This is a genomic window from Streptomyces sp. NBC_00122 (assembly GCF_045160845.1).
Lineage (GTDB): Bacteria > Actinomycetota > Actinomycetes > Streptomycetales > Streptomycetaceae > Streptomyces.
This window is the reverse complement of sequence record NZ_CP108191.1, coordinates 5,173,270-5,194,689: the sequence shown is the minus strand read 5'-3', so window position 1 is coordinate 5,194,689 and position 21,420 is coordinate 5,173,270. Positions and strand designations below refer to the sequence as shown.

Below are 21,420 nucleotides of genomic sequence, written 5' to 3'. Positions count from 1 at the left end.
AGAACGGAAGGGTCACCGCCGGCGGCCCGCGCGTCTGGCGAAGACGGTAGGGGAACCGTTCGCAGCGCAACAGCCCCCGGAGTCACTGCACTTCGGGGGCAGAACGCCGGCCGGGGTACTCATTCCGGCCTGTGCGCCGATCTGAGCATCCGTACTCAGGCCCGGGAGAAGGCGGCTTGTCATCGTGTGGGCATGTCCTTTCAGCCAAGTGACCAAGGGCCGCGCGCCGGGATAACCGCCGTCGGCAGCCTGCTGCCCGAGGACGTCCTGTCCTCGGACTCCCTCCAGCGGGAGGTGGCCCGCCGCAGCGGCCTCACCCTGCCGCCGACTCTGCTGACGCAGGCCACCGGGATCCTCTCCCGCCGCGTCGCCGGTGAGGGGGTGTACGCCTCCACGCTCGCCGTGGGAGCTGCCCGCCGGGCCCTGGACACCGCCGGCCTGTGCCCCCTCGACATCGACCTGCTGGTCTTCGCCTCCGCCTCCCGCGACATGGTGGAGCCCGCCACCGCGCACATCGTGCAGGCGGAGCTGGGCTCGCGGGCCCATGCCGTGGACGTCACCAACGCCTGCAACAGCTTCGTGAACGGGATCGACCTCGCCCGGTCGATGGTCCTCTCCGGGCGGGCCCGGCGGGCCCTGGTGGTCACCGGGGAGACCCCGAGCCGGGCGGTGCGCAAGGACCCCGCCGACTTCGCCGAGTTCCGCAGCGGCTTCGCCGGCTACACCTTCGGCGACGCGGGGGCGGCGGTGGTCGTGGAGGCCGTGGCGCGGGGCGGGATCCTCGACGTGGACACCGAGACCCACTCGGAGCACTGGGAGGTGGGGGGCATCCCGGGCGGCGGCTCGCGGCACCCGCGCGGGGACGAGCACACCTACTTCCGCGGCGACGGGCACGAACTGCGCGGCGTCTTCGAGAAGGTGGGCACCGCCGTCATCGACCGGACGCTGCACCGGACGGGGATGGACTGGGACGGCTTCGCCAAGGTGCTGGTGCACCAGGTGACGGTGCCGTATCTGGAGCGGTTCGCGGAGCTGACCGGCGTGCCGACCGGGAAGCTGGTGGTGACGGTGCCCGAGCTCGGCAACATCGCGAGCGCGAGCATCGGGATCCAGCTGGACCGGGTCTTCACGGAACTCGACCCCGGGGACCGGGTGTTGTTCGTGGGCCTCGGCGGCGGGATCAGCATCATGACGATGGTCTGGGAGAAGTCGTGAGCAGCCCGATGTGGGTGGTCGTGCCCGCGCACGAGGAGGAGGCCCGCCTCGCGCAGACCCTGCGGGCCCTGGCCGCGCAGCGGGACCGGGACTTCACCCTGCTGGTCGTCGACAACGCCTCGGCGGACCGGACGGGCGCCATCGCCCGGGAGTTCGCGGCGGGCGCGCCGTTCCCGGTGGAGGTGATCGAGGAGCCGCAGAGGGGGGTCGGCTCCGCCGTGGACACCGGCTTCCGGTACGCGATCGGCCGCGGCGCGGCCCTGCTCGCCCGCACGGACGCCGACTGCCTGCCCCGCCCCGGCTGGACGCGCGCCGCGCGGGCCGCCCTCACCCGGAGCCCCGGGCTGGTGTGCGGGCGGATCACCGCCCGGCGCGACGAGCACGGCCCGCTGGGCCGGGCCGGTTTCGGCCTGCTCGTGGCGCTCGCCGCGCTGTTCGGGCGGCTGCGGCCCGGGCACGCGCGCCGCAACGGCTTCCGGGCCCCGTACCGCATGCACGCCGGGAACAACATGGCCATCACCGCCGAGCTGTACCTGGCGGTCGGCGGCATGCCCCGGCGCCCCTCGCCGACCGACCGGCTCTTCCTCAACGCCGTACGCCGCCACACCGACCGCATCGTCCACTGCCGGCAGATGGTCGTGGAGAACTCCACGCGGCGCCTGCGTGCCTACGGGATCGCGGGCACGGCCCGCTGGTACCTCGACCAGGGAAGCGGCAGCCACGGAACGGATCCCCGCTGATGCTCGACCGTCTCGACCACGCGCTGCGCAGCCGCCCCGAGCGGCCGGCCGTACTCTCCCCCACCCGTACGGGTACCTCCCGGGTCCGGGCCACCCGCGGCGAACTCGCCGAGCTGTCCGACGCGTTCGCCGCCGCCCTGCACGCGCGCGGACTGCGCGCCGGGGACACCGTGGGCGTCGCCGTCCGGCCCGGGCCGCGGGCCCTGGCCGTGCTGCTCGCCCTGTGGCGGCTGGGCCTCGCCGGGGCCGTGCTCGACCCCGGCGCGGGGCCCGACGTGCTGCGCGCCCGGCTCGCCCTGGCCCGGCCCTCGCTGGTACTGGCCGACGCCGCCGCGCAGGCAGTGTCGGGCTGGGCCCGGCCGCTGGCCCGCCGCGCGCGGCTCGCGCTGCCTGACCTCGCCGAGCTGGGTCCGGTCGCCACCGTCGGGCCCCGGCTGCCGGGTTGCGCGCCCGCGCTGGACCTGGCGGCGCCCCGTACGGGCGTGCCCGTCCACCGGGACCACGACGGCGACGCGGTGATCGTGTTCACCTCCGGGACCACGTCCCGGCCGCGCGCCGTGGTCCACACCCGGTCGAGCCTGGCCGCCGGGATGGCCACGGTCCACACCCTGTTCGACGCCGCCCCGGACCGGCCCGTCCTCGGCGGCACCTTCTTCGTCCTGGTCCCCTCCCTCACGCGCGGCGCCCCCGTCGCCCTCCCGGCCCGCGACCCCCGGGTACTGGCCCGCCAACTTCACCGGCTGCGGCCCCAGGACACCTATCTGACCCCGCCCGTGCTGCGCGACGCGCTGGGCGCGGGCGCCCGCTTCCACGGCCGGGTCTGGACGGGCTCGGCCCCGGCCGGGGCCGGGCTGCTGGAACGGGTGCGGGAGGCGGGCGCGGCGCAGGCCTGGGGGGTGTACGCGCTCACCGAGCTGTTCCCGGCCGCCGCGGTCGAAGCCCGGGAGAAGTCCGCCTTCGACGGCCCGGGCGACCTGGTCGGCGCCCCGCTGCCCGGAGTCACCGCCAAGCCCGACGCGGACGGGCAGCTGCTCCTGTCCGGGGCCGCGGCCCGCCACCGCTACCTGGGCGAGGAGCCCGACGCGTGGGTGCGTACGGGCGACCGGGCACGGCTGGACGGCGCGGGCCGGATCGTCCTCGCAGGCAGGGCCAAGGACATGGTCCTGCGCCGGGCGGAGAACATCTACCCGGGGCTGTACGAACCCGCCCTCCACGTACCGGGGGTGGAGCTGGCCCTGCTCGTCGGGATCCCGGCGGGCGAGGGGGACGAGCGGCTCGTCGCCGTCGTGCAGCCGGAACGCGGGGTACGTGAACCCGCGCTGCGCGCCGCGCTGTCGGGCCCGCTGCGGCGGATGGGCACCGCCCGTCCCGACGCGCTGGTGTTCGCCCGGATCCCGCTGTCGGGGCGCTCGCGCAAACCGGACCGGGCGGCGACGGCGGCCCTGGCGGCCCGACACTTGGGCGGGTCGGCATGAGGGGGCAGGCGCGGGCCCGCAGGCGCGACCGGCGGGTCTATCTGGGCGCGCATCCGCTGCTGTTCGCCCTGCTCGCCGCCACGCGCGGGCGGGCCGTGCGCCGGCTCGGGCGGACCCTGCTGGTGCACGACGCGGACGCCTACCGCCAGGCGCTGACCCGGCTCCCGCTCGACCGTACGGCGGCGGGGACGACGGGCGGTGCCGCGCGCTCCGCGCTGCGGGGCGGTGAGGGCGTGCTCTTCGACCAGGAGGGCGGGGAGCACCGGGCCGAGCGGCGCGCTCTCGCGGGCGGGCTCGGGGCGGAGGGGGTGGAGGACCTGCGGTCGATGTGGCGGCCGTTGCTCCTACGCCGCCTCGCGCCGCTGGCTCGCGGCGCCGAGGTGGACCTCGTCGGGCTGGCGCGGGAGCTGGCCGGGTCGGTGGTGTGCGCCCTGCTGGGCTCCGCCGCCGATCCGCGGGAGCTGGCGGAAGCGGCCGGCGAGGCCGCGGCCGCCTCCGTACGCAGTCACCTGCCCGGCCCGCGCCGCCCGGGCGCCGAGGCGGAGGCCGCCCGCTGCGCGGAGCGGCTGCGACGGCTGCTCGGTGCGGGTGACGGGGCCCTGTCCGCGATGGTGGCGGTCGCCGCCGTCAACACCACGGTCGCGGCGCTGCCCCGGGCCGTGGCGTGGTGCGCCGACGCGGACCTGTGGGACCAGGCCGCCGACGAGGCGCTGCGGCCGGTGCTGGCCGAGGAGCTGCTGCGGGTCACCGCGGCCTCGCCGCTGCTGCCCCGGGTGGCCGCGACGGACGGGACGGTCGGGGGCTGCCCGGTGCGCGGCGGCGACCGGCTGCTGCTGGTGGCCCGGCACGCCGCCCAGGCGCACCGGCGCGACCCGGACGCCGTGCGGCCGGCCGGTCCGGGCAGCGCCCGGCTGGTGTTCGGGGCCGGATCGCACGCCTGTCCCGGGGCCCGGCTTGCCCAGGTCCAGCTGGCCGACGTCCTCGGGGCGCTGGCCCCGTACCGCCCGGTGGTGGCCCGGGCCCGGGTGGACCGGCGGGCCGCCCTGCCCGGCTGGCGTTCCCTGACCGTACGGGCGGCGTCGTGATCGCCGTCACGGGCGCCAGCGGCTTCTGCGGCGGGCACGTCGCCCGCGCGGCCGCGGCGGGCGGGGAGCAGGTGGTGTGCCTGGGCCGCAGACCGGGCCCGGTGGGCGAGCACCGCTTCTGGGACGCCGCGTCGGGCGCACCGGATCTCTCGGGCGTGGAGGTCGTGGTGCACTGCGCGGCGGCCGTGGGAGATCCGGCGCCCGGCTCGCGGGCCGAGGCGTCGATGCGCGCGGTCAACGTGGACGGTACGGAGCGGCTGCTCGCGGCGGCGGGCGGGCGGCCGGTGGTGTGGATGAGCAGTGCCAGCGTCTACGACCCGCGCCACGACCGGAGCCTGGTCGCCGAGGACCATCCGCGCGGCGGGCAGCTCAACGCGTACGGGAGGACCAAGGCGGCGGGCGAGGCCCTGGCGCTGGCCGCGGGGGCGGTGGTGCTGCGGCCGCGGGCCGTCTACGGGCCCGGGGACACGCAGTTGCTGCCCCGGCTGCTGTCCCGGGTCCGGGCGGGGACCCTGTTGCTGCCGGGGCCGGACGTCCGGCTGAGCCTGACGGCGGTGGAGAACCTCGCCGACGCCGCTCTGGCGGCGGCGCTGTGGCCTCCGGGCGCCTACAACGTGGCGGACGCCGAGCCGTACGGCCGCGACGAGGCCGTACGGGAGGTCCTGCGGGCCCACGGCGTACGGGCCCGGATCCGGCACCTGCCGCTCGGGGTGGCCCGTACGGCGGCCCGGCTCGCGGAGGCCCTGGCGAGCACGGGCCTCGGCGCCGAACCGGCGCTGAGCCGCTACGCGGTGGACCAGCTCGCCCACTCGGTGGTCCTGGACACGGGCAGGGCCCGGTCCCGCGGCTGGACCCCGGGCCGGACCCTGGAGGACCACCTCCGCTCGGTGCGCAGGTGAGCCGCCGGGATTCGGCCGAGGTCACTGCGGACGGCGGTTCGCCGGGAGGACTTCCGGCAGGATCTCCCTGACCGACCCGAGGGACAGGGAGATTCACGACGTGATCAACCGGACAACTCTCAGCGTTCCGGAGCTTGAGGAAGCGGCACGCGATCGTCTGGACCGCGCCGCCTACGACTTCTATGCGGCGGGTTCCGGCGAGGAGATCAGCCTCGGCGAGGCCCATCGCGCCTGGCAGGAATACCGGCTGAAGCCGCGCATACTGCGCGATGTCTCCGAGCTGGACACGTCGGTCGCGATACTCGGCACGGAGCTGGCCTCGCCCGTGATCGCCGCCCCGACCGCCTTCCATTCGATGGCGGACCCGGAGGGCGAGGTGGCGACCGCCCGGGGCGTGGCCGGGGCCGGCTCGCTGCTGGTCCTCTCGTCCAGGGCCACGCGCGAGGTGGAGGACGTGGCGGCCGCTGCCGGACCGTGGTGGTTCCAGGTGTACGCCCTGCGCGACGGGAAGCTGACCCGGAGCCAGGTCGAGCGGGCCGCGGCGGCGGGCGCCCGGGCCCTGGTGCTGACCGTCGACGCCCCGTACGTGGCCGCCAAACCCCGGGTCCGGCGGCCGCTGCCGCTGTCCGCGCAGGACCGGCTCAGCCGCGACGTGGGCCTGGACACGCGCAGCAGTTCATGGGAACAGGACCCCTCGATCGGCCCGGAGACGATCGCCCGGCTCGCCCGGGAGTCCGGTCTCCCCGTGCTGGTCAAGGGCGTTCTGCGGCCGGACGACGCCGCGGCCTGCGTGGACGCGGGAGCGGCGGGCGTGATCGTGTCCAACCACGGCGGCCGCCAGCTGGACCGCTCCGTGTCCACGGCCGCGGCCCTGCCCGAGGTGGTCCGTGCGGTCGGCGACCGCGTCCCGGTCCTGGTCGACGGCGGGATCCACACCGGTACGGACGTACTGACGGCGCTGGCCCTCGGCGCGCGGGCCGTCCTGGTGGGGCGGCCCGTGCTCTGGGCCCTGGCGACCGGCGGGTCCGAGGGGGTCCGCTCGCTCTTCGAGTCCTACCGGGCCGGCCTCGCCGAGTCCATGGCCCTGGCGGGCGCCCCGTCGGTGCGCGCGATCACGTCCGACCTGGTGGTTCCCCCGCACCGGGCCGGGTGACCGCGGGCCCCGTCGTTCAGCCGGTTCGACCGCTTCAGACGGTCGCCACGGCCTCCGCGTTGGCGATGAGCTGGTCGAGGAGCGAGAGCAGGCAGGCGCGGACGTCCTGGCGGGAGCGGGCATCGAGCATGAGGACGGGCGTGTTCGGGTCGCGCAGGTGCAGGGCCGCTCCGATCTCCTCTGCGGTGTACGCCTGTTCGCCGTGGAAGCAGTTCGCGCCGACCACGAAGGGCAGTCCGCGGCTCTCGAAGAAGTCGACGGCCGGGAAGCTCCGGTCGAGGCGTCGCGTGTCGACCAGCACGATCGCCCCGAGCGCCCCGTTCAGCAGGTCGTCCCACATGAACCAGAAGCGTTCCTGGCCCGGCGTACCGAACAGGTAGAGGACGACTCCGGCGTCGGTGAGGGTGATCCGGCCGAAGTCCATCGCCACGGTGGTGACCGCCTTGGACTCGATTCCGTCGAGGTCGTCGACGCCGACACCCGCGGCCGTCAGCCGCTCCTCCGTACGCAGCGGCTCGATCTCGGAGATCGTCTCCACCAGGGTCGTCTTCCCGACCCCGAACCCACCGGCGATGAGGATCTTGACCGGAGCCGATTCCTGAGTGGCGGGGGTGTCATATCCGGGCAAGGTTGTCCCTGATTCTCATGAGCAGGTGGACGTTGGTGGTCTCGGCGCCCTCCAGGGGCGGCCGGTGGTGGATCAGCCCGCGGTCGGCCAGTTCGCCGAGGAGCAGCGTCATCGGGGTGAGACGGATGTGCATCCGCGCCGCGATCTCGGCGACCGCCAGGCCGCCGGGCTCCGCGCACATGGCCAGGACGGCCTGCCACTCGGTGGGCAGGCCGCCTCGGGCGTCCTCGGCGACCGCCGCCGTGATCGTGGTGTCCATGGTGAGGACGGTGTGCGGTGCGGCTGTACGGCCGTCGGTCAGGGCGTACAGCCGCGTCCGGCGGCGTCTTGCGGGCCGTGGCTCGTCTTCCGCCATTACGAGGTCGGGAGAGGGGCGCGCTCGGGGGTGCCCAGCCACTCGCCGAGCGCCTGGGCGGTCCGTACGGCCTCGCCGCCCAGCTCCCCGAGCCGCGCCTTGCGGGAGGTCACCACGATGAGGGTGCTGCCCTCCCCGCACCCGACTATGCAGAGGTACCGGTCGTCCATCTCCACCAGCTGGCGGATGACGCGGCCGCCGTCGACCTCCCGGGATATCGCCTTCATCGTGGCCGCGATGCCGGAGGCCGCGGCCGCCATGCGCTCGGCCTGGGGCTGGTCCAGCAGGTAGGCGCTCAGCCTGATGCCGTCGTTGGACAGGAGCACGGCTCCCTGGATGCCGGCGATCCTGCTCAGGTTGTTGTCCAGGACGCTGTAGATCGCGTCGTTGGATGTCGCAGTGTTTGTGGTCATGGCTGATCCCGTCGGAGCTCTTCTTCCACTGTCTGGGTCCCCTGTTCGTAGTCCGCCCAGGCGTCGGCCACCTCTTCGGGTGTCGCCGTGTCCTGCGGGACGGCTGTTTCCGGTACGCGAGGGGCGCGCAGCTGCTCGGCGATGTGGGCCTGCGGGACGCGCTCGGGGAGGGCCGGCCGCGTGGGGCCGGCCGCCGGCGCCGGTGCGGGCGCGGCCGCGGCTGCGGCCACGGCCCCGGGCACCTTCGTACCGCGGCTCGGCAGCCCGGCGCCCGTGTGCAGGACCAGCTCGGGCTTGCGTTCCTCGGGACCGAGCGGTGCGGGGGCGGAGGGAGCGGCTGCGGGCGCCGCCTGGGCCGGGGCCGGGGCCGGGGCAGGGGCCGGGGCAGGGGCCGGGGCCGGCCTCGCGGGTTCGCGCGGCGCTTCCCCCTCGGTCGCCACCAGCAGCTCCCCGGGAAGGATCACCACGGCGGAGGTCCCTCCGAACACCGAGCGGCGGAGGGTGACCGTCGCCCGGAGCTGGTCGGCGAGGTGGCCGACCACGAAGAGCCCCAGCCGGTGCGCGTTCTGCGCCAGGACGGAGTACGGCGGGGCCTGGTGCAGGCGGCCGTTCATCTCCTCGTACCTCTCGGGAGTCACCCGCGGCCCACGGTCCTCGATCTCGACCGACAGCCCGTCCGCCACCAGTTCGGCGCGGATGACCACCTTCGACCGCGGCGGGGAGAACCGGGTGGCGTTGTCCAGCAGTTCCGCGAGCAGGTGGCTGATCTGGCTGATCACGCGCGGTTCCACGCTGGTCTCGTCCAGGGCCTGCCGCTCGATGCGGCGGAAGTCCTCGACCTCAGCGGCGGCTTCGCGCAGCAGGTCGGCGACGCGCATGGGCGCGGTGTGCGGGTCGGGGACCTCGCCGCCCGCCAGGATGAGGAGGTTCTCGATCTGCCGCCGCATGCCCACCGTCAGCTGGTCGGCCCGCATCAACTGTGCGAGCAGTGCTTCGTCGTGGCCGAAGGTGTCCTGGAGGTCCTCGGTGAGGCTCAGCTGGCGGCTGACCAGGTTTCCGGTGCGCGAGGCGATGCCCGCGGCGAACAGACCGAAGCCGTGACGCTCGGCCGCGAGCTGCCGGTGTCCGTCGACGGATACGGCGACGGCCCGGGCGAACGCGTCGCTGACGCGTCCGACCTCGTCCCGGTCGCCGCGCACCGCCGGCAGCGCCGCGGCGTCGACGGTCTCCCCGCGCTGGAGCCGGGCGACGACGTCGGGCAGGGTTTCCTCGGCGACGGTCACCGTGCGCTCGTGCAGGACGTGCAGGCGGCGGAGCACCGACCGCGTGGTGAGCACGACCACGAGCACGACGGCCAGCAGTCCGCCGCCGCTTCCGCCGATCAGCCAGGCGACCTCGGTCTGTAGCTCTTCGGCCTTGGCCTCGCCGCGCGTGAGCACCTGCCGCGCACGGTCGACGTTGAGCGTGGCCATCTGCACCGAGAAGTTCTCGTGCGCGGACCGCCAGTCGCCGACCTCGGCGGGCAGCTTGATGCCGTATTCGATGTCCTTGTGGTCGGAGACGATCGCGTTCTCGATACGGATCTTCGTCTGCCAGTCCGAGGAGGCGAGGATCCGCTCGTAGAACCGCCGGTCACGCTCGGACAGATACGGCGCGATCCATGTCTCGTTGAGGTACCGCTGGGACCCCATGGCGCTGATGAACTGGTCGAAGGAGGCGGAGTTCAGCTCCCTGGACGGCCCGGCCAGGGCCAGGATCGAATCCTCGCGCGCCACCATCTCGGTGGCCGAGAGCATGGGCACCACGGGCCGGCTCTCCTGCGCGAGTTCAGCGTCTTCGGCGTGGCTGAACTCCTGCTGGTACACCTGGATGATCGCGCCGATCGCCCCGGTGTAGTAGGCGAGCATGCCGTCGGCTCCGCCGCTGCCGGCATCCGCACGCTGGCGGTTTGCGGCCAGGCCGTCGAGCCGATGGTTCACTCCCCCGAAGGCCGCGGCCGAATCGGCCGCCAGCCGACGGAACTCGGCCGCGGCCCGGTCCGTCGCCTCCCGCCGGTCCCGCAGCTCCTCCTCGGCGCCGGCGGCGCCCGCCCACCGCGCGGCGGTCACCGTCCGCTCGGCCTGCAGGTCGACCATGAGCGTGTACAGCGGTACGCCCAACCGCTCGGCGGCCGCGACATCGGCCCGCAGGCGCTCCGACTGGGCCAGCAAGCGTTGAGCGGTCACGGCCACTTGGGTGCCCATCGCCACGGTGGGGATCACCGCCAGCAGGATGAGCAGAGTACGCAGGCGTACGGTACGCCGCCGACGAGACGTCGACTGCCCTCGTGCGCCTTCGGGTTCTATGGGAGACATCGGTCCTCGGGGGCGGGGGGACGAGCTGCGGACATCGGGGGCAGCGGTGGCAGCGGTGGCAGCGGTGGCAGCGGTGGCAGCGGTGGCAGCCCAGCATCCGAGACTTGCGCCGGCCTGGGGTGGGGACGGGCACAACCGGTGCGGCTGTGGCGGGATGTGAGGGTGCCGATCATAACCAGCCACACCGAAGAAGCGGATAGATGTCTTCCGCGGCAAAATCGTCGTATCTGCGGCAGAACCGCGCAGACCGGAGACCGGAGACCGGATCGCAATCCAACCGCGATGTCCCCGAGATCACGGGCCGCGCCCGGCAGGGCCCCGGAGCCCGGGCCGCGCGGCACCGCCTCGCCCTGCTCCGGCGCGGTGACCGCCGGCGGTGTCACGCGGAGCAGGGCGAGCGGACCGAAGGTGTCAGGCCTCGTCCGGGGTGAGCCGCAGGGAGATGGAGTTGATGCAGTACCGCTGGTCCGTCGGCGTCGGGTAGCCCTCGCCCTCGAAGACGTGGCCGAGGTGGGAGCCGCACGCCGCGCAGCGGACCTCGGTGCGGACCATGCCGTGCGAGGTGTCGGCGATCAGCTCGACGGCCTCGGTGTCCTTCGGGTCGAAGAAGGACGGCCAGCCGCAGTGCGACTCGAACTTCTCCGTGGAGCGGAACAGCTCCGCCCCGCAGCCGCGACAGGAGTAGACGCCTTCCGTCTTGGTGGACGTGTACTCACCGCGGAAGGCCGGCTCGGTGCCCGCGAGGCGCAGCACCTGGTACTCGGACGGGGTCAGCTCCGCCTGCCACTGCTCGTCCGTCTTCTCGACCTCGTACGCCATGACGTTCCCGCTCCCTCAGTTCGACAGGCGGGCGAGGATCTGAGGCCCCAGATCCGTGACGTCGCCCGCGCCCATGGTGAGAACGAGATCACCGGGCTTGGCCATTCCCGCGATGACGTCGGCGACGGCCTCCTTGGAGTGCTCGGCGGTGACGTCGGCGCCCGCGGCCCGGGCGGCGGCGATGATCAGCTCGCTGGTGATGCCGGGGATCGGGTCCTCGCGGGCCGGGTAGATGTCGAGGACCACCGAGGCGTCGGCCAGGGCCAGGGCCTGGCCCATCTCCTTGCCCAGCTCCTGGGTGCGGGAGAAGAGGTGGGGCTGGAAGACGACCAGGATGCGGGAGTCCCCGGCGGCGCCGCGGATGGCCTCCAGGTCGGCGGTCATCTCCGTGGGGTGGTGCGCGTAGGAGTCGATCACCTGGACGCCGGCCGCCTCGCCCTTGAGCTGGAGGCGGCGCTTGACCCCGGTGTACTTGCCGAGGGCGGAGGCGAGGTTGTGCGCCGGGATGCCGAGGGCCACGCCGGCGGCCAGCGCCGCGACGGCGTTGTGCGCGTAGTGGCGGCCGGGCACGGAGACGGTGAAGGTGAGCATCCGGCCGTCGAGGACGACCGTGACCTCGCTGGTCAGCCCGCGCGGGGTGATCTTCGTGATCCGGACGTCGGCCTCGGGCTCCTCGCCGTACGTGACGACGCTCAGGCCCTCCCGGCCGGCGACCCGGCGGGCGATCTCGGCCGCGCCCTCCTGGCCGTGGGCGACGACGAGCGTGCCGCCGGGCACGACCTTGGAGACGAAGGTCTCGAAGGACTCGTAGATCTCCTCGATCGACGCGTAGTTCGCGTGGTGGTCAAGCTCCGCGTTGAGGATGATCGCGACCTGCGGGCTGTACTTGTGGAAGGTGCGGTCGCTCTCGTCCGCCTCGGCGACGAAGATGTCGCCCTCGCCGTGGTGGGCGTTGGAGCCGGGGGCGTCCAGGTCGCCGCCGATGGCGTACGAGGGGTCCAGACCCAGCGCCGAGAGGGACACCGCCAGCATCGAGGTGGTGGTGGTCTTGCCGTGCGTACCGGCGACGGCGATCGGGCGCAGCCCGTCCATCAGCGCGGCCAGCGCGTCGGAGCGGTGCACCACGGGGATGCCGAGCTCGGCGGCGCGCGCCAGCTCGGGGTTGTCGGCGCGGATGGCGCTGGAGACGACCACGCAGGTGGAGTCGTCGGCGAGGTTGCCGGGGGCGTGGCCGCCGTGGACCGTGGCGCCGTGCGCCCGCAGCGCGTGGGCGGTGTCGGAGTCCCCCCGGCTGTCGCTGCCGGCCACCTGCGCGCCGCGCTGGGCCAGGATCTTCGCGATGCCGGACATGCCGGCGCCGCCGATGCCGATGAAGTGGGGCCGTTCCATGGCGGTCGGCAGGCCGGGCTTCATTCAGGTCGCTCCAGGATCGAGTGCTGTACGTGTGCGCGTGGGCTGTGCCCGCCCAGCCTATTCGTTGTGGGCGAAGAGCTTGAGCACCGGAACGCCGACCATGTGGCGGGCCCGGGAGGCCCAGTCCCGGTGGAAGAACTCCTCCACGAAGTGCGGGGCGGTCAGGACGATCACCTCGTCGGCCCCGGTCTCCTCCACGACGGTCTTCAGTTTGTCGAGCGGGTGGTCCCCGATGAGCTGCCCCGTGGCGCCCGCGCCCTTCTGGCGCAGGGCGTTCAGGGAGTGCGCGAGGGCGTGCGCCGCGGGGCCGCGGGCGGCATCGCCCTCGGGCTCGTCGCCCTCGCGGATGGCCTCGGGGAGCTCGCCGAGCGCTACGTCGTCGATGGCGCGCAGCAGTCGGTCCTGGTCTCCCCGGGGTTGCATGAGGACGACGAAGGAGACCTGGTCGTCTCCGTGCAGGGTGGTGACGAAGTCCACGTCCACCGAGGTCAGCGGCTGCTCGATCATCAATACGCTCGTGAACACGGACGCCCTCTCCTTCATGGGCCGAGGCCGGCTGGCCGGCCCCTGCGGAAACCATCCTGCCCCGCTGTCGCACGGGGCCTGCGCAGGTATATGTGCCCAGCGAAAGCTAAGCGGAACGACAAATTCCGCCCCTTGTCAGATCCGACGGTAGCTCGTGAAGAGGAACCCGGCCTCTTCCAGTACACACGCGGGCGCGAGCCGGTGCGGAACCGTGACGGAGGGGCCTCCGGAGATCCGCTGGGCGTCCCCGGCGGTGAGCATCGGCGAGATCGTCAGGCACAGCTCGTCCAGCGCGTCGGCGGCCACGAACTGGCCCAGCAGCCGTGGCCCGCCCTCGGTGAGCTGGCGGCGCAGCCCCCGCCCGGCGAGCTCCCGTACCGCGCGGGCCGGGTCCACGCCCGCCCCGTCGCCCGCCACCACGACCTCGGCGCCGGCCGCGCGGGCCGCGGCCACCCGGTCCGCGGGCGCGGCGGCCCCCGTGACGACCAGGGTCGGCACGAGCGGGGAGGTGAACAGGGGGAGCGTGAAGTCGAGGTCCAGGCTCGCGGTGACCACCGCGATGGCGGGGGCGGGGCCCTGTCCGGCGGCCGCGCGCCGGGCGGCGAAGGCCTCCCGCGCGCGGGCCGGGCGGTAGCCCTCCTGGCGAACCGTTTCCGCGCCGACGACCACCACATCGGCCAGCGCCCGCAGGGTGCCGAAGATCCGCATGTCGGTCTCGCCGGAGATGGGCTGCGAACGGCCGTCGTGCTGGGCCGCGCCGTCCAGGGTGGAGACCATGTTCGCCCGCAGCCAGTGGGCACCCTCGCCCAGAGCGGGGTACGCGTACGCATCCGCGAGCTCGTCCAGCGACCACTCCCGGTCGGCCGGGGCCTGGGACGGGGCTGGTGTCTGATCGGTCACAGGGAACAGGCGTCGCATCGGTGCAGTGTGCCACGCCCCGTAGAGTTAAGTGCTGTGTCAACATCACTCTCCACCTCCGGTGCCCCGTCCGGTCGTCCCCCGATAGCCGATGTGGGACCCCAGGCCCTGTGCGCCCGCGAGCCGCGGGTGCCCGCCGAACGACTGGTGGCCGAGATGGTGCCGCCGCCGCGTTTCGACTCGGTGCGCTTCGACACGTACAACCCGGACCCGTCCCAGCCGAGCCAGACCGAGGCCGTCACGGTGCTCAGCGGTTTCGCGGCGGGCCTCGGCGGCGCACACGCCACCGGCGCGGGCAAGCGCCGCTGGTTCGCCAGGACCGCGAAGAACACGCCCCCCACCGCCCCGCGCGGGGTCTACCTCGACGGCGGCTACGGCGTCGGCAAGACCCACCTGCTCGCCTCCCTGTGGCACGCCACCGCGGCCGAGCCCGCGCTCAAGGCCTTCGGCACCTTCGTGGAGCTGACCAACCTGGTCGGCGCCCTCGGCTTCCAGCAGACGGTGCAGACCCTGGGCGGGCACCGGCTGCTGTGCATCGACGAGTTCGAACTGGACGACCCGGGCGACACCGTCCTGGTGTCCTCGCTGCTCAGCCGCCTGGTCGAGCAGGGTGTGGCGCTGGCCGCCACCTCCAACACGCTGCCCGGCAAGCTCGGCGAGGGCCGCTTCGCCGCCGCCGACTTCCTGCGCGAGATCCAGGGGCTGTCGGCGCACTTCCGGCCGCTGCGGATCGACGGCCAGGACTACCGCCACCGCGGCCTGCCGGAGGCCCCGGCCCCCTTCTCCGACGAGCAGGTCACCAAGGCCGCGTACGCGACCGAGGGCGCGAGCCTGGACGACTTCCCCGGCCTGCTCGACCACCTGGCCCGGGTCCACCCGAGCCGCTACGGCGCGCTGACCGACGGGATATCCGCGGTCTGCCTGACCGACGTCGGCCCGGTGCCGGACCAGTCGACGGCCCTGCGGCTGGTGGTACTGGCCGACCGCCTGTACGACCGCGAGGTCCCCGTCCTGGCCTCCGGGGTCCCCTTCGACCGGCTCTTCAGTGACGAGATGCTGAACGGCGGGTACCGCAAGAAGTACTTCCGCGCCATCTCGCGGCTCACCGCGCTGGCACGCGACGCGAAGCCCCTGGTCTCGCAGTAGGTTTGGGCACGCCGGGCACCCTGGCGGGTGTCCGGTCGTTTCCACTTCTGCGAAGGGATCCACCATGGCCGCCACACGCAACGCACACGCCGTCTGGGAAGGCGACCTGCTCCAGGGCAAGGGCGTCGTCACCCTCGACTCGTCCGGCCTCGGCAACTACCCCGTCTCCTGGCCCGCGCGCACCGACGAGGCGGCGAACGGGCGGACCAGCCCGGAGGAGCTCATCGCCGCCGCGCACTCCAGCTGCTTCAACATGGCCTTCTCGAACGTACTGGCCAAGGCCGGCAACCCGCCGGCCAAGCTGACCACCTCGGCCGCGGTCACCTTCGTACCCGGCAAGGGCATCACCGGCATCCACCTCACCACCGAGGGCGAGGTCCCGGGCCTGGACAGCGACGCCTTCGTCGCCGCCGCCGAGGACGCGAAGAAGAACTGCCCGGTCAGCCAGGCCCTGACGGGCACGACGATCACCCTGAGCGCCAAGCTCGTCTGATCCGCCACGGCTCCGGCGGGGCACACCCCCGCCGGAGCGTGCCGCGTGGTACCACGGGCCAAGGGGGCACCCACCCCCAGCAGCAGCTGGGGGACATCTCCAGTTCTGCCACGGGGAGTTGCCCATGTCCGTGACCCGACGCAGCCTGCTCGCCGCGGGCGGGATCGCCTTCAGCGGGGCGCTCGGCGCCCTCTTCACCGGACGGGCCGGCGCCGCCCGGCCGACCCGGGGGTACGGGCCCCTCCTGCCCGATCCGCGCGGGCTGCTCGACCTGCCCGCGGGGTTCACCTACCGGGTGCTCTCCCGCGCGGGCGACCGGCTGCGCTCCGGCGAGGGCGCCGTCCCCGCCAACTGCGACGGCATGGCCGCCTTCGGCGCCGACGGCGGCGGCGTGCGGCTGGTCCGCAACCACGAGAACCGCACCACGGCCGCCTTGCGCGTCCCCGCCGTCGACGGGCTCACCTACGACCCGCACGCCCTCGGCGGCTGCACCGTCCTGGAGCTCGACCCGGCGGGTGCGGTGACCGGCGAGCGGGTCGCCCTCGCGGGTACGGCGGTCAACTGCGCGGGCGGCCGGACCCCTTGGAACACCTGGCTGAGCTGCGAGGAGACCGAGGACCGCGCGGGCACCTCGGGCTACGCCAAGGACCACGGCTACGTCTTCGAGGTGGACCCCGCGGACCCCCGCCGCAGCGGACCGGTCCCGCTCACCGCGATGGGCCGCTTCGCGCACGAAGCCGTCGCCGTGGACCCGTACCGCGGGGTCGTGTACGAGACCGAGGACGCCTTCGTCGAGCCGTTCGGGCTGTTCTACCGCTTCCTGCCCGCCCGCCCCCTCGGCGGAACCGGCTCGCTGCGGGCCGGCGGCGCCCTGGAGGCGCTGCGCGTGCCGGGGCTGACGGACCTGGCGGTGGTGGACGAGCCCGGGGCCGAGTTCCCGGTGGAGTGGGTCCCCGTACCGGACCCCTCGGCGGCCGGGACCGCGATCCGGTTCCAGGACTTCGGGCCGGGCGGGATCACCCACGCGCAGAAGCTGGAGGGCTGCTATTGGGGCGCCGCCGCGCAGCGGCCCGGCGTCCACTTCGTCTCCAGCTACGCCCGTACCCGCGAGGGCGCGGGCGCCGACCACCACGGGCAGGTGTGGTTCTACGACCCGCTGCGCGCCCGGCTCCGGCTGGACGTGCTCTTCGGTCCGGCCACCGACGTCCAGCTGCCCGGGGACTCCCCCGACAACATCTGCCTGGCCCCGGACGGCGGGCTGATGGTGTGTGAGGACGGCGGCGGGGCGCAGTACGTTTTCGGCGTGACGGTCGGCGGCGAGGTCTATCCGGTGGCCCGCAACGCCGAGGACATCGGGCGGCCGGGCGCCCCGGAGTGGGGGGAGTTCGCCGGGGTCACCTTCTCCCCCGACGGGCGGACGATGTACGTCAACGCCTACGCCCCGGGGACCACGTTCGCGGTGACCGGCCCGTGGCAGTGACCTGGCGACCGCTGAGGCATCCGATGCTCCGAAGGGTGACTTCGCCGTAGAGGAGCGCCGTGCACGACCACTTTCCAGATAGTCATATATTTTGCCTGTGTGACCAATTCTGTGCGCAAAGTGGCGGCCGTAGCCGTCCTCAGTGCCGCCCTCGCGGGTTGCGGGGGCGGCGCCGACACCCCGGACGCCGGCCGTGCCGCCCGTCTGGGCACCCCCGCGGCGACCTCACCCGGCTCCGCCACGCCGCCCGCGGCCGGTTCCGCTCCGTCCTCGTCCGCCGCCCCGCAGCCCGGCGCACCCGGCAAGGCCCCGACCCTGGCACCCGGCCCGGGCGGCCTGACCCCGGTGTTCGAACGGGCTAAGCAGAGCGGCGACAAGACCGTGGCGCTGACCTTCGACGCCGACATGACCGCCGATCAGGGGCCGCGCGCCGCGGACGGGGAGCACTTCGACAACCCCCAGCTGATCACGACGCTGCGCACCCTGAAGGTGCCGTCGACGATCTTCATGACGGGCCGCTGGGCCGAGGAGTACCCGGACCAGGCGAAGTCCATCGGCACGGACGCGAACTTCGAGATCGCGAACCACTCGTACAGCCACTACGCCTTCAAGTCCCCCTGCTACGGGCTGCCCGCGCTCGACGGCGCCGCCGCCCGCGCCGACGTGGACCGGGCCTTCGCCGCCTTCCACAAGGCGGGGGCGGTCAACACCGTCCCCTACTTCCGCTTCCCCGGTGGATGCTACGACGACCAGGCGCTGCGGTCCCTGTCCACGGCCAAGGTGACGGCCGTCCAGTGGGACGTGGTCAGCGGGGACGCCTTCGCGAAGGACCCGGCCGCGGTGGCCGAGCAGGTGCTCGCGGGCGTGAAGCCCGGCTCGGTGGTGGTCATGCACTGCACGCGCAGCGCGGCGCCGGTCACCGAGGAGGCCGTCCGGAAGGTCGTCCCGGAGCTGCGCAAGCGCGGCTACCGCTTCGTGAAGGTCTCCGAGCTGATCGGGAAGTAGCCGCCGGATTCAGCCGGAGCAGGCCGTGCGCTGCGCTTCCTGCCATTCGCACACGGGGCAGAGCACCACGCCCGGGGTCGCGACCCCGTACTCGGTGGGCCGGCCGCACTCCAGGCAGTCGGCGTACGGCGGCCCCGCCACGGCGGCGACCGGGGCCGCCGGGGCGGGGCAGTACGACGCGTCCTGTTCGGGCTGGTCCATGCCCACGAGCGTACTCAGCCCCGCCGCGCGGCGGCCCGGCAGGCCAGGGCGCCCGCCGCGCAGGCCAGCGCCAGCGCCCCGGCCAGGGCGCCCGCCGCCGGCTGCGCCGAGCCCGTGACCAGCCCCGTCACCGCCACGCGGGCCGGGGAGCCCGCGGTGACCACGGCCAGCAGGCAGCCGAGGCCGGCCGCCGGGACCGCGTAACCGGGAGCCCTCAGCAGCGGCCGGCTGCACAGCGCGCCCACGGCCACCCCGGTCAGGGCGCACACCAGTACGCCCGCGGCCCCGGCCAGGGCGGCCGCGGCCGGGCCCGCCCCGGGCTCCCTCCGGCCGATCAGCAGCACCGCAGCGGTGGCCGCCGCCCCTGCGAACAGCGCACCGCCCAGCGCGGTGAGCAGGGCCGCCGCGTGCACCCGCAGCGGACCGGCAGCGGCGGCGGCGCAGTCACGGGCGGCGTCGGGTTCGTTGGTCACGCAGACCCGCACCAGCCAGGCGGCCACCGGGACCAGCGCCGCGGCCGCGTACCCCAGCGAGTCGAGCACCGGGTCGCCCGGGCGCACCCCGACGGCCACGAAGGCGGCGTACAGCAGCACGGGCGCGAGCCAGCGCTGCGAGCGCAGCAGTAGGGCGCCCTGGTAGCGCAGCAGACCGGTCACGCCGACTCCCGGACATCGCGGATGTGCCAGGACGGGCGGGCGGTGAGCAGTTCGCGCAGCACCGCGTCGGACCGGGCGGCGGGCACGGTCAGCCGCACGCCGCCGCCGGGCGCGGGCTCGGCGGCCAGGCCGGGGGGCTGTTCGGCGCCGGGCGGTCCGACGGCCTCGATCCGTACGTACGGCCCCGCATGGACGGGTTCCCGTACGGGGACCAGCGCGACCCCCTCGATCCGGTGGTGCGCATCGGCCGCCCCGGCGAGCCGCGCGGGGTCGTGGTCGACGAAGACCACGGTGCCTCCGGCGGCGGTCCGCTCGGCGACGGCCCGGTCCAGCTCGGCGCGGGCCGGCGCGTCGAGCCCGGTCCACGCTCCCCCAGCTACCGCTGGGAGGTACCCCCACGTCGAGGACGAGCAGCCCGGGTTCGGCGAGCAGGGCCTGGGCGACGGCCACCTTCTGACTGCTCCCCTTGGAGAGTTCGGCCAGGGGAGTGTGCGCGTACGCGGCGGCCCCGAACCGCTCCAGCCACTCGGCAGCCCGGTCCGCCGCCGCGCGCGAGCCCGTGCACGCGGCCCATGTGAATCAGGTAGGCCGTCGCGGTCAGCGGCAGCGCCGCCGGGAAGCGCTCGGGCACGTACGCCGTGCGGGGCGGGCGCCCGGTGATCCGCCCCTCGGTCGGGGTGTCGATCCCGGCCACGAGTCGCAGCCAGGTGGACTTGCCGCCGCCGTTGCGGCCTTCGATGCGCACCAGGGCGCCGGGCGGCAGGTCCAGTGCGACCCCGCGCAGCACCCAGGGCCGCCGCAGTCCGTAGCGGCGGCCCACGGCGGTCAGCTTCAGTGTCCCGCCGCCACTTCGGTCACCTCGCTGGGCCGGACGATGACGAAGCCCTCGCCGCTCAGCTTCAGCTGGACGGCCTCGCCGGAGCCGCCGCGGATCATCGAGCCGACCGACTGGGAGCGGTGCAGGCCGGTCTCCAGCTTGGCGCTCCAGCCGACCACCGCGTCCGTGTCCACGTACACGGGGGCCTGCGGGGTCACCGGGATGATGATCGGGTTGCCGTCGCAGACCACGGCGAGCTTGCCGGTGCCGGTGAAGACGCTGTTGAAGAGTCCGCCGCCGGTCATGCCGGCGCCCTTCACCATCTTGATCTCGTAGGACAGGGTCGGGTCGAAGCAGAGCACGTTGCGGCCGTTGATGGTCAGCGCGTCGCCCGGCTCGAAGTCGATGATGAAGCAGTTGCCCGCCTCGTGGGCGAACCAGGCCTCGCCCTGGCCGCGTACGGACATCAGCGCCAGGCCCTCGCCCGTGACGGCGCGCTTGAGCATGCCGCCTATGCCCTGACCCTTGCGCTCGAACTGGAGGTTCCCGCGGAAGGCCACCATCGAGCCCTGGCGGGCCAGCATCTCGCCGTTGACGGCGTACTTCACGGACTTGGCGTTCTGCAGGGTCATCCCGGGGGCGACGGCTGCCTGGACGAGGTTCTCGGACGCGAAAAGATCACTCTTCATGGCCCCGATCCTCACCCGGAGCGCCCACCCGGGGCATCATCCTGAAGGCGGAGCCTGGCATCCTTGGCGGGATGAGCAGCCAGCACACCGACGACACCACCGGCGTACCCGCGGTCGGGGCGGACAGCCCCTTCCGGCAGGAGCACGTCCTGCGCGACGAGGCCCCGCAGTTCGTCCTGCCGCTGGTGGTGCGGATCGAGAAGGCCGAGCCGCCCGCCCGGACGGACGCGCTTCAGACGGCGGCCCGCGCGGTGCTGGTCCTGCTGACCGACGAGCGGTCGCGGGGCGAGGGCGAGTGGGCCGAGGCCGTCCGCGACTGGCAGGACGCGCGGATCCGCAAGGTGGTCCGCCGGGCGCGCGGGGCGGAGTGGCGCAAGGCGCAGACCCTGCCCGGCGTCACGGTGCACGGTGACACCTCGGAGGTACGGGTCTTCCCGCCGGTGCCCCTGGACGGCTGGCCCAAGGAGCTCGCCAAGCTCCAGGTGTCGGGCACCGACCTGGACGACCCGGAGCCGGTCACCGCGGCCACCGGGCCGGACCTGCCCGTGCTGTGGCTCAACCCCGATCTCGACATGTCGGCGGGCAAGGCGATGGCCCAGGCCGGGCACGCCGCGCAACTGGCGTGGTGGGAGCTGACGGACGCGGAGCGGGCCGCCTGGCAGGAGTCCGGTTTCGCACTGGCCGTACGGACGGCGCCGCGCGAGCGGTGGGCGGAGCTGAGCACCGGCGGGCTGCCGGTCGTCCGCGATGCCGGTTTCACCGAGATCGCTCCCGGCAGCGCGACGGTGGTCTCCGACCACCCGGCCCTGCGGGCCCGGCTCTGACGGACTTCCCGGTCGGACGGACTTTCTCCGGTCCGGCGGAACCTCAAATGTTGCTCTGAACGTCCCTCTTCGCGGTTGGCTCGACTCCGCCGGGGCCATCACTTCGGCACACGGCGC

The 21,420-nt window shown here is 74.2% G+C and carries 22 protein-coding genes and 1 pseudogene; 11 read left to right on the top strand and 12 right to left on the bottom strand.

Translation table 11 applies throughout. From position 1 onward, the window contains the following. Window positions 1-192 precede the first annotated feature (192 nt). The 6 genes from OG737_RS24305 (at window position 193) to OG737_RS24280 (ending at window position 6,567) form a co-directional block, all read left to right on the top strand. Complete coding sequence (locus OG737_RS24305; protein ID WP_328928262.1) at window positions 193-1,215, top strand: ketoacyl-ACP synthase III; 1,023 nt, start codon at window positions 193-195, stop codon at window positions 1,213-1,215. Continuing rightward, the gene (locus tag OG737_RS24300; protein ID WP_328928261.1) at window positions 1,212-1,955 is read left to right on the top strand and encodes a glycosyltransferase; all 744 of its coding nucleotides are present in this window, start codon (window positions 1,212-1,214) and stop codon (window positions 1,953-1,955) included. The genes OG737_RS24305 and OG737_RS24300 overlap by 4 nt, the downstream gene beginning before the upstream one ends. Then, a complete protein-coding gene (locus OG737_RS24295) occupies window positions 1,955-3,430 on the top strand; it encodes a class I adenylate-forming enzyme family protein (RefSeq protein WP_328928260.1) in 1,476 nt (491 codons plus the stop codon). Before OG737_RS24300 ends, OG737_RS24295 begins: the two co-directional genes overlap by 1 nt. Further along, the gene (locus OG737_RS24290) at window positions 3,427-4,515 is read left to right on the top strand and encodes a cytochrome P450 (protein ID WP_328928259.1); all 1,089 of its coding nucleotides are present in this window, start codon (window positions 3,427-3,429) and stop codon (window positions 4,513-4,515) included. Before OG737_RS24295 ends, OG737_RS24290 begins: the two co-directional genes overlap by 4 nt. Beyond that, window positions 4,512-5,414 carry an NAD(P)-dependent oxidoreductase gene (locus tag OG737_RS24285; protein ID WP_328928258.1) on the top strand — a complete coding sequence of 301 codons (903 nt, stop codon included), beginning with the start codon at window positions 4,512-4,514 and terminating at the stop codon, window positions 5,412-5,414. Before OG737_RS24290 ends, OG737_RS24285 begins: the two co-directional genes overlap by 4 nt. A gap of 100 nt (window positions 5,415-5,514) precedes the next feature. Continuing rightward, window positions 5,515-6,567 carry an alpha-hydroxy acid oxidase gene (locus tag OG737_RS24280; RefSeq protein ID WP_328928257.1) on the top strand — a complete coding sequence of 351 codons (1,053 nt, stop codon included), beginning with the start codon at window positions 5,515-5,517 and terminating at the stop codon, window positions 6,565-6,567. 34 nt (window positions 6,568-6,601) lie between these two features. Here the strand turns inward: OG737_RS24280 and OG737_RS24275 are convergent, their stop codons facing one another. From OG737_RS24275 to OG737_RS24240, 8 genes are all read right to left on the bottom strand, one after another. Then, window positions 6,602-7,195 (bottom strand): ATP/GTP-binding protein, encoded by a 594-nt coding sequence (locus OG737_RS24275; RefSeq protein ID WP_328928256.1) that lies wholly within the window; start codon window positions 7,193-7,195, stop codon window positions 6,602-6,604. After that, the gene (locus OG737_RS24270; RefSeq protein ID WP_328928255.1) at window positions 7,182-7,550 is read right to left on the bottom strand and encodes a DUF742 domain-containing protein; all 369 of its coding nucleotides are present in this window, start codon (window positions 7,548-7,550) and stop codon (window positions 7,182-7,184) included. Before OG737_RS24270 ends, OG737_RS24275 begins: the two co-directional genes overlap by 14 nt. Then, a complete protein-coding gene (locus tag OG737_RS24265) occupies window positions 7,550-7,963 on the bottom strand; it encodes a roadblock/LC7 domain-containing protein (RefSeq protein WP_328928254.1) in 414 nt (137 codons plus the stop codon). The genes OG737_RS24270 and OG737_RS24265 overlap by 1 nt, the downstream gene beginning before the upstream one ends. After that, a complete protein-coding gene (locus tag OG737_RS24260; RefSeq protein ID WP_405921961.1) occupies window positions 7,960-10,224 on the bottom strand; it encodes a nitrate- and nitrite sensing domain-containing protein in 2,265 nt (754 codons plus the stop codon). Before OG737_RS24260 ends, OG737_RS24265 begins: the two co-directional genes overlap by 4 nt. Before the next feature lie 504 nt (window positions 10,225-10,728). Further along, a complete protein-coding gene (gene msrB, locus OG737_RS24255; RefSeq protein WP_328928252.1) occupies window positions 10,729-11,136 on the bottom strand; it encodes a peptide-methionine (R)-S-oxide reductase MsrB in 408 nt (135 codons plus the stop codon). 15 nt (window positions 11,137-11,151) lie between these two features. Then, on the bottom strand, window positions 11,152-12,549 hold the full coding sequence (gene murC / locus OG737_RS24250) for a UDP-N-acetylmuramate--L-alanine ligase (RefSeq protein ID WP_328928251.1): 1,398 nt from the start codon (window positions 12,547-12,549) through the stop codon (window positions 11,152-11,154). Between the two features lie 57 nt (window positions 12,550-12,606). Further along, complete coding sequence (locus tag OG737_RS24245; protein ID WP_328928250.1) at window positions 12,607-13,074, bottom strand: indole-3-glycerol phosphate synthase; 468 nt, start codon at window positions 13,072-13,074, stop codon at window positions 12,607-12,609. A gap of 135 nt (window positions 13,075-13,209) precedes the next feature. Then, window positions 13,210-13,992 (bottom strand): pyrimidine reductase family protein, encoded by a 783-nt coding sequence (locus OG737_RS24240; protein WP_328928249.1) that lies wholly within the window; start codon window positions 13,990-13,992, stop codon window positions 13,210-13,212. Window positions 13,993-14,028: 36 nt separating this feature from the next. On the opposite strand from OG737_RS24240, the gene zapE reads away from it, so the two are divergent. From zapE to OG737_RS24220, 4 genes are all read left to right on the top strand, one after another. Continuing rightward, window positions 14,029-15,138 carry a cell division protein ZapE gene (gene zapE / locus OG737_RS24235; RefSeq protein WP_328928248.1) on the top strand — a complete coding sequence of 370 codons (1,110 nt, stop codon included), beginning with the start codon at window positions 14,029-14,031 and terminating at the stop codon, window positions 15,136-15,138. Between the two features lie 64 nt (window positions 15,139-15,202). Continuing rightward, window positions 15,203-15,631 carry an OsmC family protein gene (locus OG737_RS24230; RefSeq protein WP_328928247.1) on the top strand — a complete coding sequence of 143 codons (429 nt, stop codon included), beginning with the start codon at window positions 15,203-15,205 and terminating at the stop codon, window positions 15,629-15,631. Window positions 15,632-15,755: 124 nt separating this feature from the next. Further along, complete coding sequence (locus OG737_RS24225; protein ID WP_328928246.1) at window positions 15,756-17,111, top strand: alkaline phosphatase PhoX; 1,356 nt, start codon at window positions 15,756-15,758, stop codon at window positions 17,109-17,111. A 99-nt stretch (window positions 17,112-17,210) separates the two neighbouring features. Next, window positions 17,211-18,116 carry a polysaccharide deacetylase family protein gene (locus OG737_RS24220; protein WP_328928245.1) on the top strand — a complete coding sequence of 302 codons (906 nt, stop codon included), beginning with the start codon at window positions 17,211-17,213 and terminating at the stop codon, window positions 18,114-18,116. A 9-nt stretch (window positions 18,117-18,125) separates the two neighbouring features. On the opposite strand, the gene OG737_RS24215 is transcribed toward OG737_RS24220, so the two are convergent. The 4 genes and pseudogenes from OG737_RS24215 to OG737_RS24200 form a co-directional block, all read right to left on the bottom strand. Then, on the bottom strand, window positions 18,126-18,317 hold the full coding sequence (locus OG737_RS24215; RefSeq protein WP_328928244.1) for a hypothetical protein: 192 nt from the start codon (window positions 18,315-18,317) through the stop codon (window positions 18,126-18,128). Window positions 18,318-18,331: 14 nt separating this feature from the next. Next, a complete protein-coding gene (locus OG737_RS24210) occupies window positions 18,332-18,973 on the bottom strand; it encodes an ABC transporter (RefSeq protein WP_328928243.1) in 642 nt (213 codons plus the stop codon). Continuing rightward, a pseudogene (locus OG737_RS24205) lies at window positions 18,970-19,808 on the bottom strand (ATP-binding cassette domain-containing protein). Before OG737_RS24205 ends, OG737_RS24210 begins: the two are co-directional and overlap by 4 nt. After that, window positions 19,805-20,479, bottom strand: coding sequence for an AIM24 family protein (locus OG737_RS24200; RefSeq protein ID WP_328928242.1), 675 nt, complete (start codon window positions 20,477-20,479; stop codon window positions 19,805-19,807). Before OG737_RS24200 ends, OG737_RS24205 begins: the two are co-directional and overlap by 4 nt. A gap of 71 nt (window positions 20,480-20,550) precedes the next feature. Between OG737_RS24200 and OG737_RS24195 the strand changes: the two genes are divergently transcribed. After that, entirely contained in the window at window positions 20,551-21,303 is a 753-nt protein-coding gene (locus OG737_RS24195) for an aminoacyl-tRNA hydrolase (RefSeq protein WP_328928241.1), read from the top strand. Window positions 21,304-21,420: the final 117 nt, after the last annotated feature.

Bases quoted from the DNA above. Each gene is read 5' to 3' on its own strand.
- OG737_RS24290 (WP_328928259.1), top strand. From the start codon at position 3,427: ATGAGGGGGCAGGCGCGGGCCCGCAGGCGCGACCGGCGGGTCTATCTG.
- OG737_RS24195 (WP_328928241.1), top strand. From the start codon at position 20,551: ATGAGCAGCCAGCACACCGACGACACCACCGGCGTACCCGCGGTCGGG.
- OG737_RS24215 (WP_328928244.1), bottom strand. From the start codon at position 18,317: ATGGACCAGCCCGAACAGGACGCGTCGTACTGCCCCGCCCCGGCGGCC.
- OG737_RS24295 (WP_328928260.1), top strand. From the start codon at position 1,955: ATGCTCGACCGTCTCGACCACGCGCTGCGCAGCCGCCCCGAGCGGCCG.
- OG737_RS24265 (WP_328928254.1), bottom strand. From the start codon at position 7,963: ATGACCACAAACACTGCGACATCCAACGACGCGATCTACAGCGTCCTG.
- OG737_RS24200 (WP_328928242.1), bottom strand. From the start codon at position 20,479: ATGAAGAGTGATCTTTTCGCGTCCGAGAACCTCGTCCAGGCAGCCGTC.
- OG737_RS24270 (WP_328928255.1), bottom strand. From the start codon at position 7,550: ATGGCGGAAGACGAGCCACGGCCCGCAAGACGCCGCCGGACGCGGCTG.
- msrB (WP_328928252.1), bottom strand. From the start codon at position 11,136: ATGGCGTACGAGGTCGAGAAGACGGACGAGCAGTGGCAGGCGGAGCTG.
- murC (WP_328928251.1), bottom strand. From the start codon at position 12,549: ATGAAGCCCGGCCTGCCGACCGCCATGGAACGGCCCCACTTCATCGGC.
- OG737_RS24225 (WP_328928246.1), top strand. From the start codon at position 15,756: ATGTCCGTGACCCGACGCAGCCTGCTCGCCGCGGGCGGGATCGCCTTC.
- OG737_RS24305 (WP_328928262.1), top strand. From the start codon at position 193: ATGTCCTTTCAGCCAAGTGACCAAGGGCCGCGCGCCGGGATAACCGCC.
- OG737_RS24230 (WP_328928247.1), top strand. From the start codon at position 15,203: ATGGCCGCCACACGCAACGCACACGCCGTCTGGGAAGGCGACCTGCTC.
- OG737_RS24240 (WP_328928249.1), bottom strand. From the start codon at position 13,992: ATGCGACGCCTGTTCCCTGTGACCGATCAGACACCAGCCCCGTCCCAG.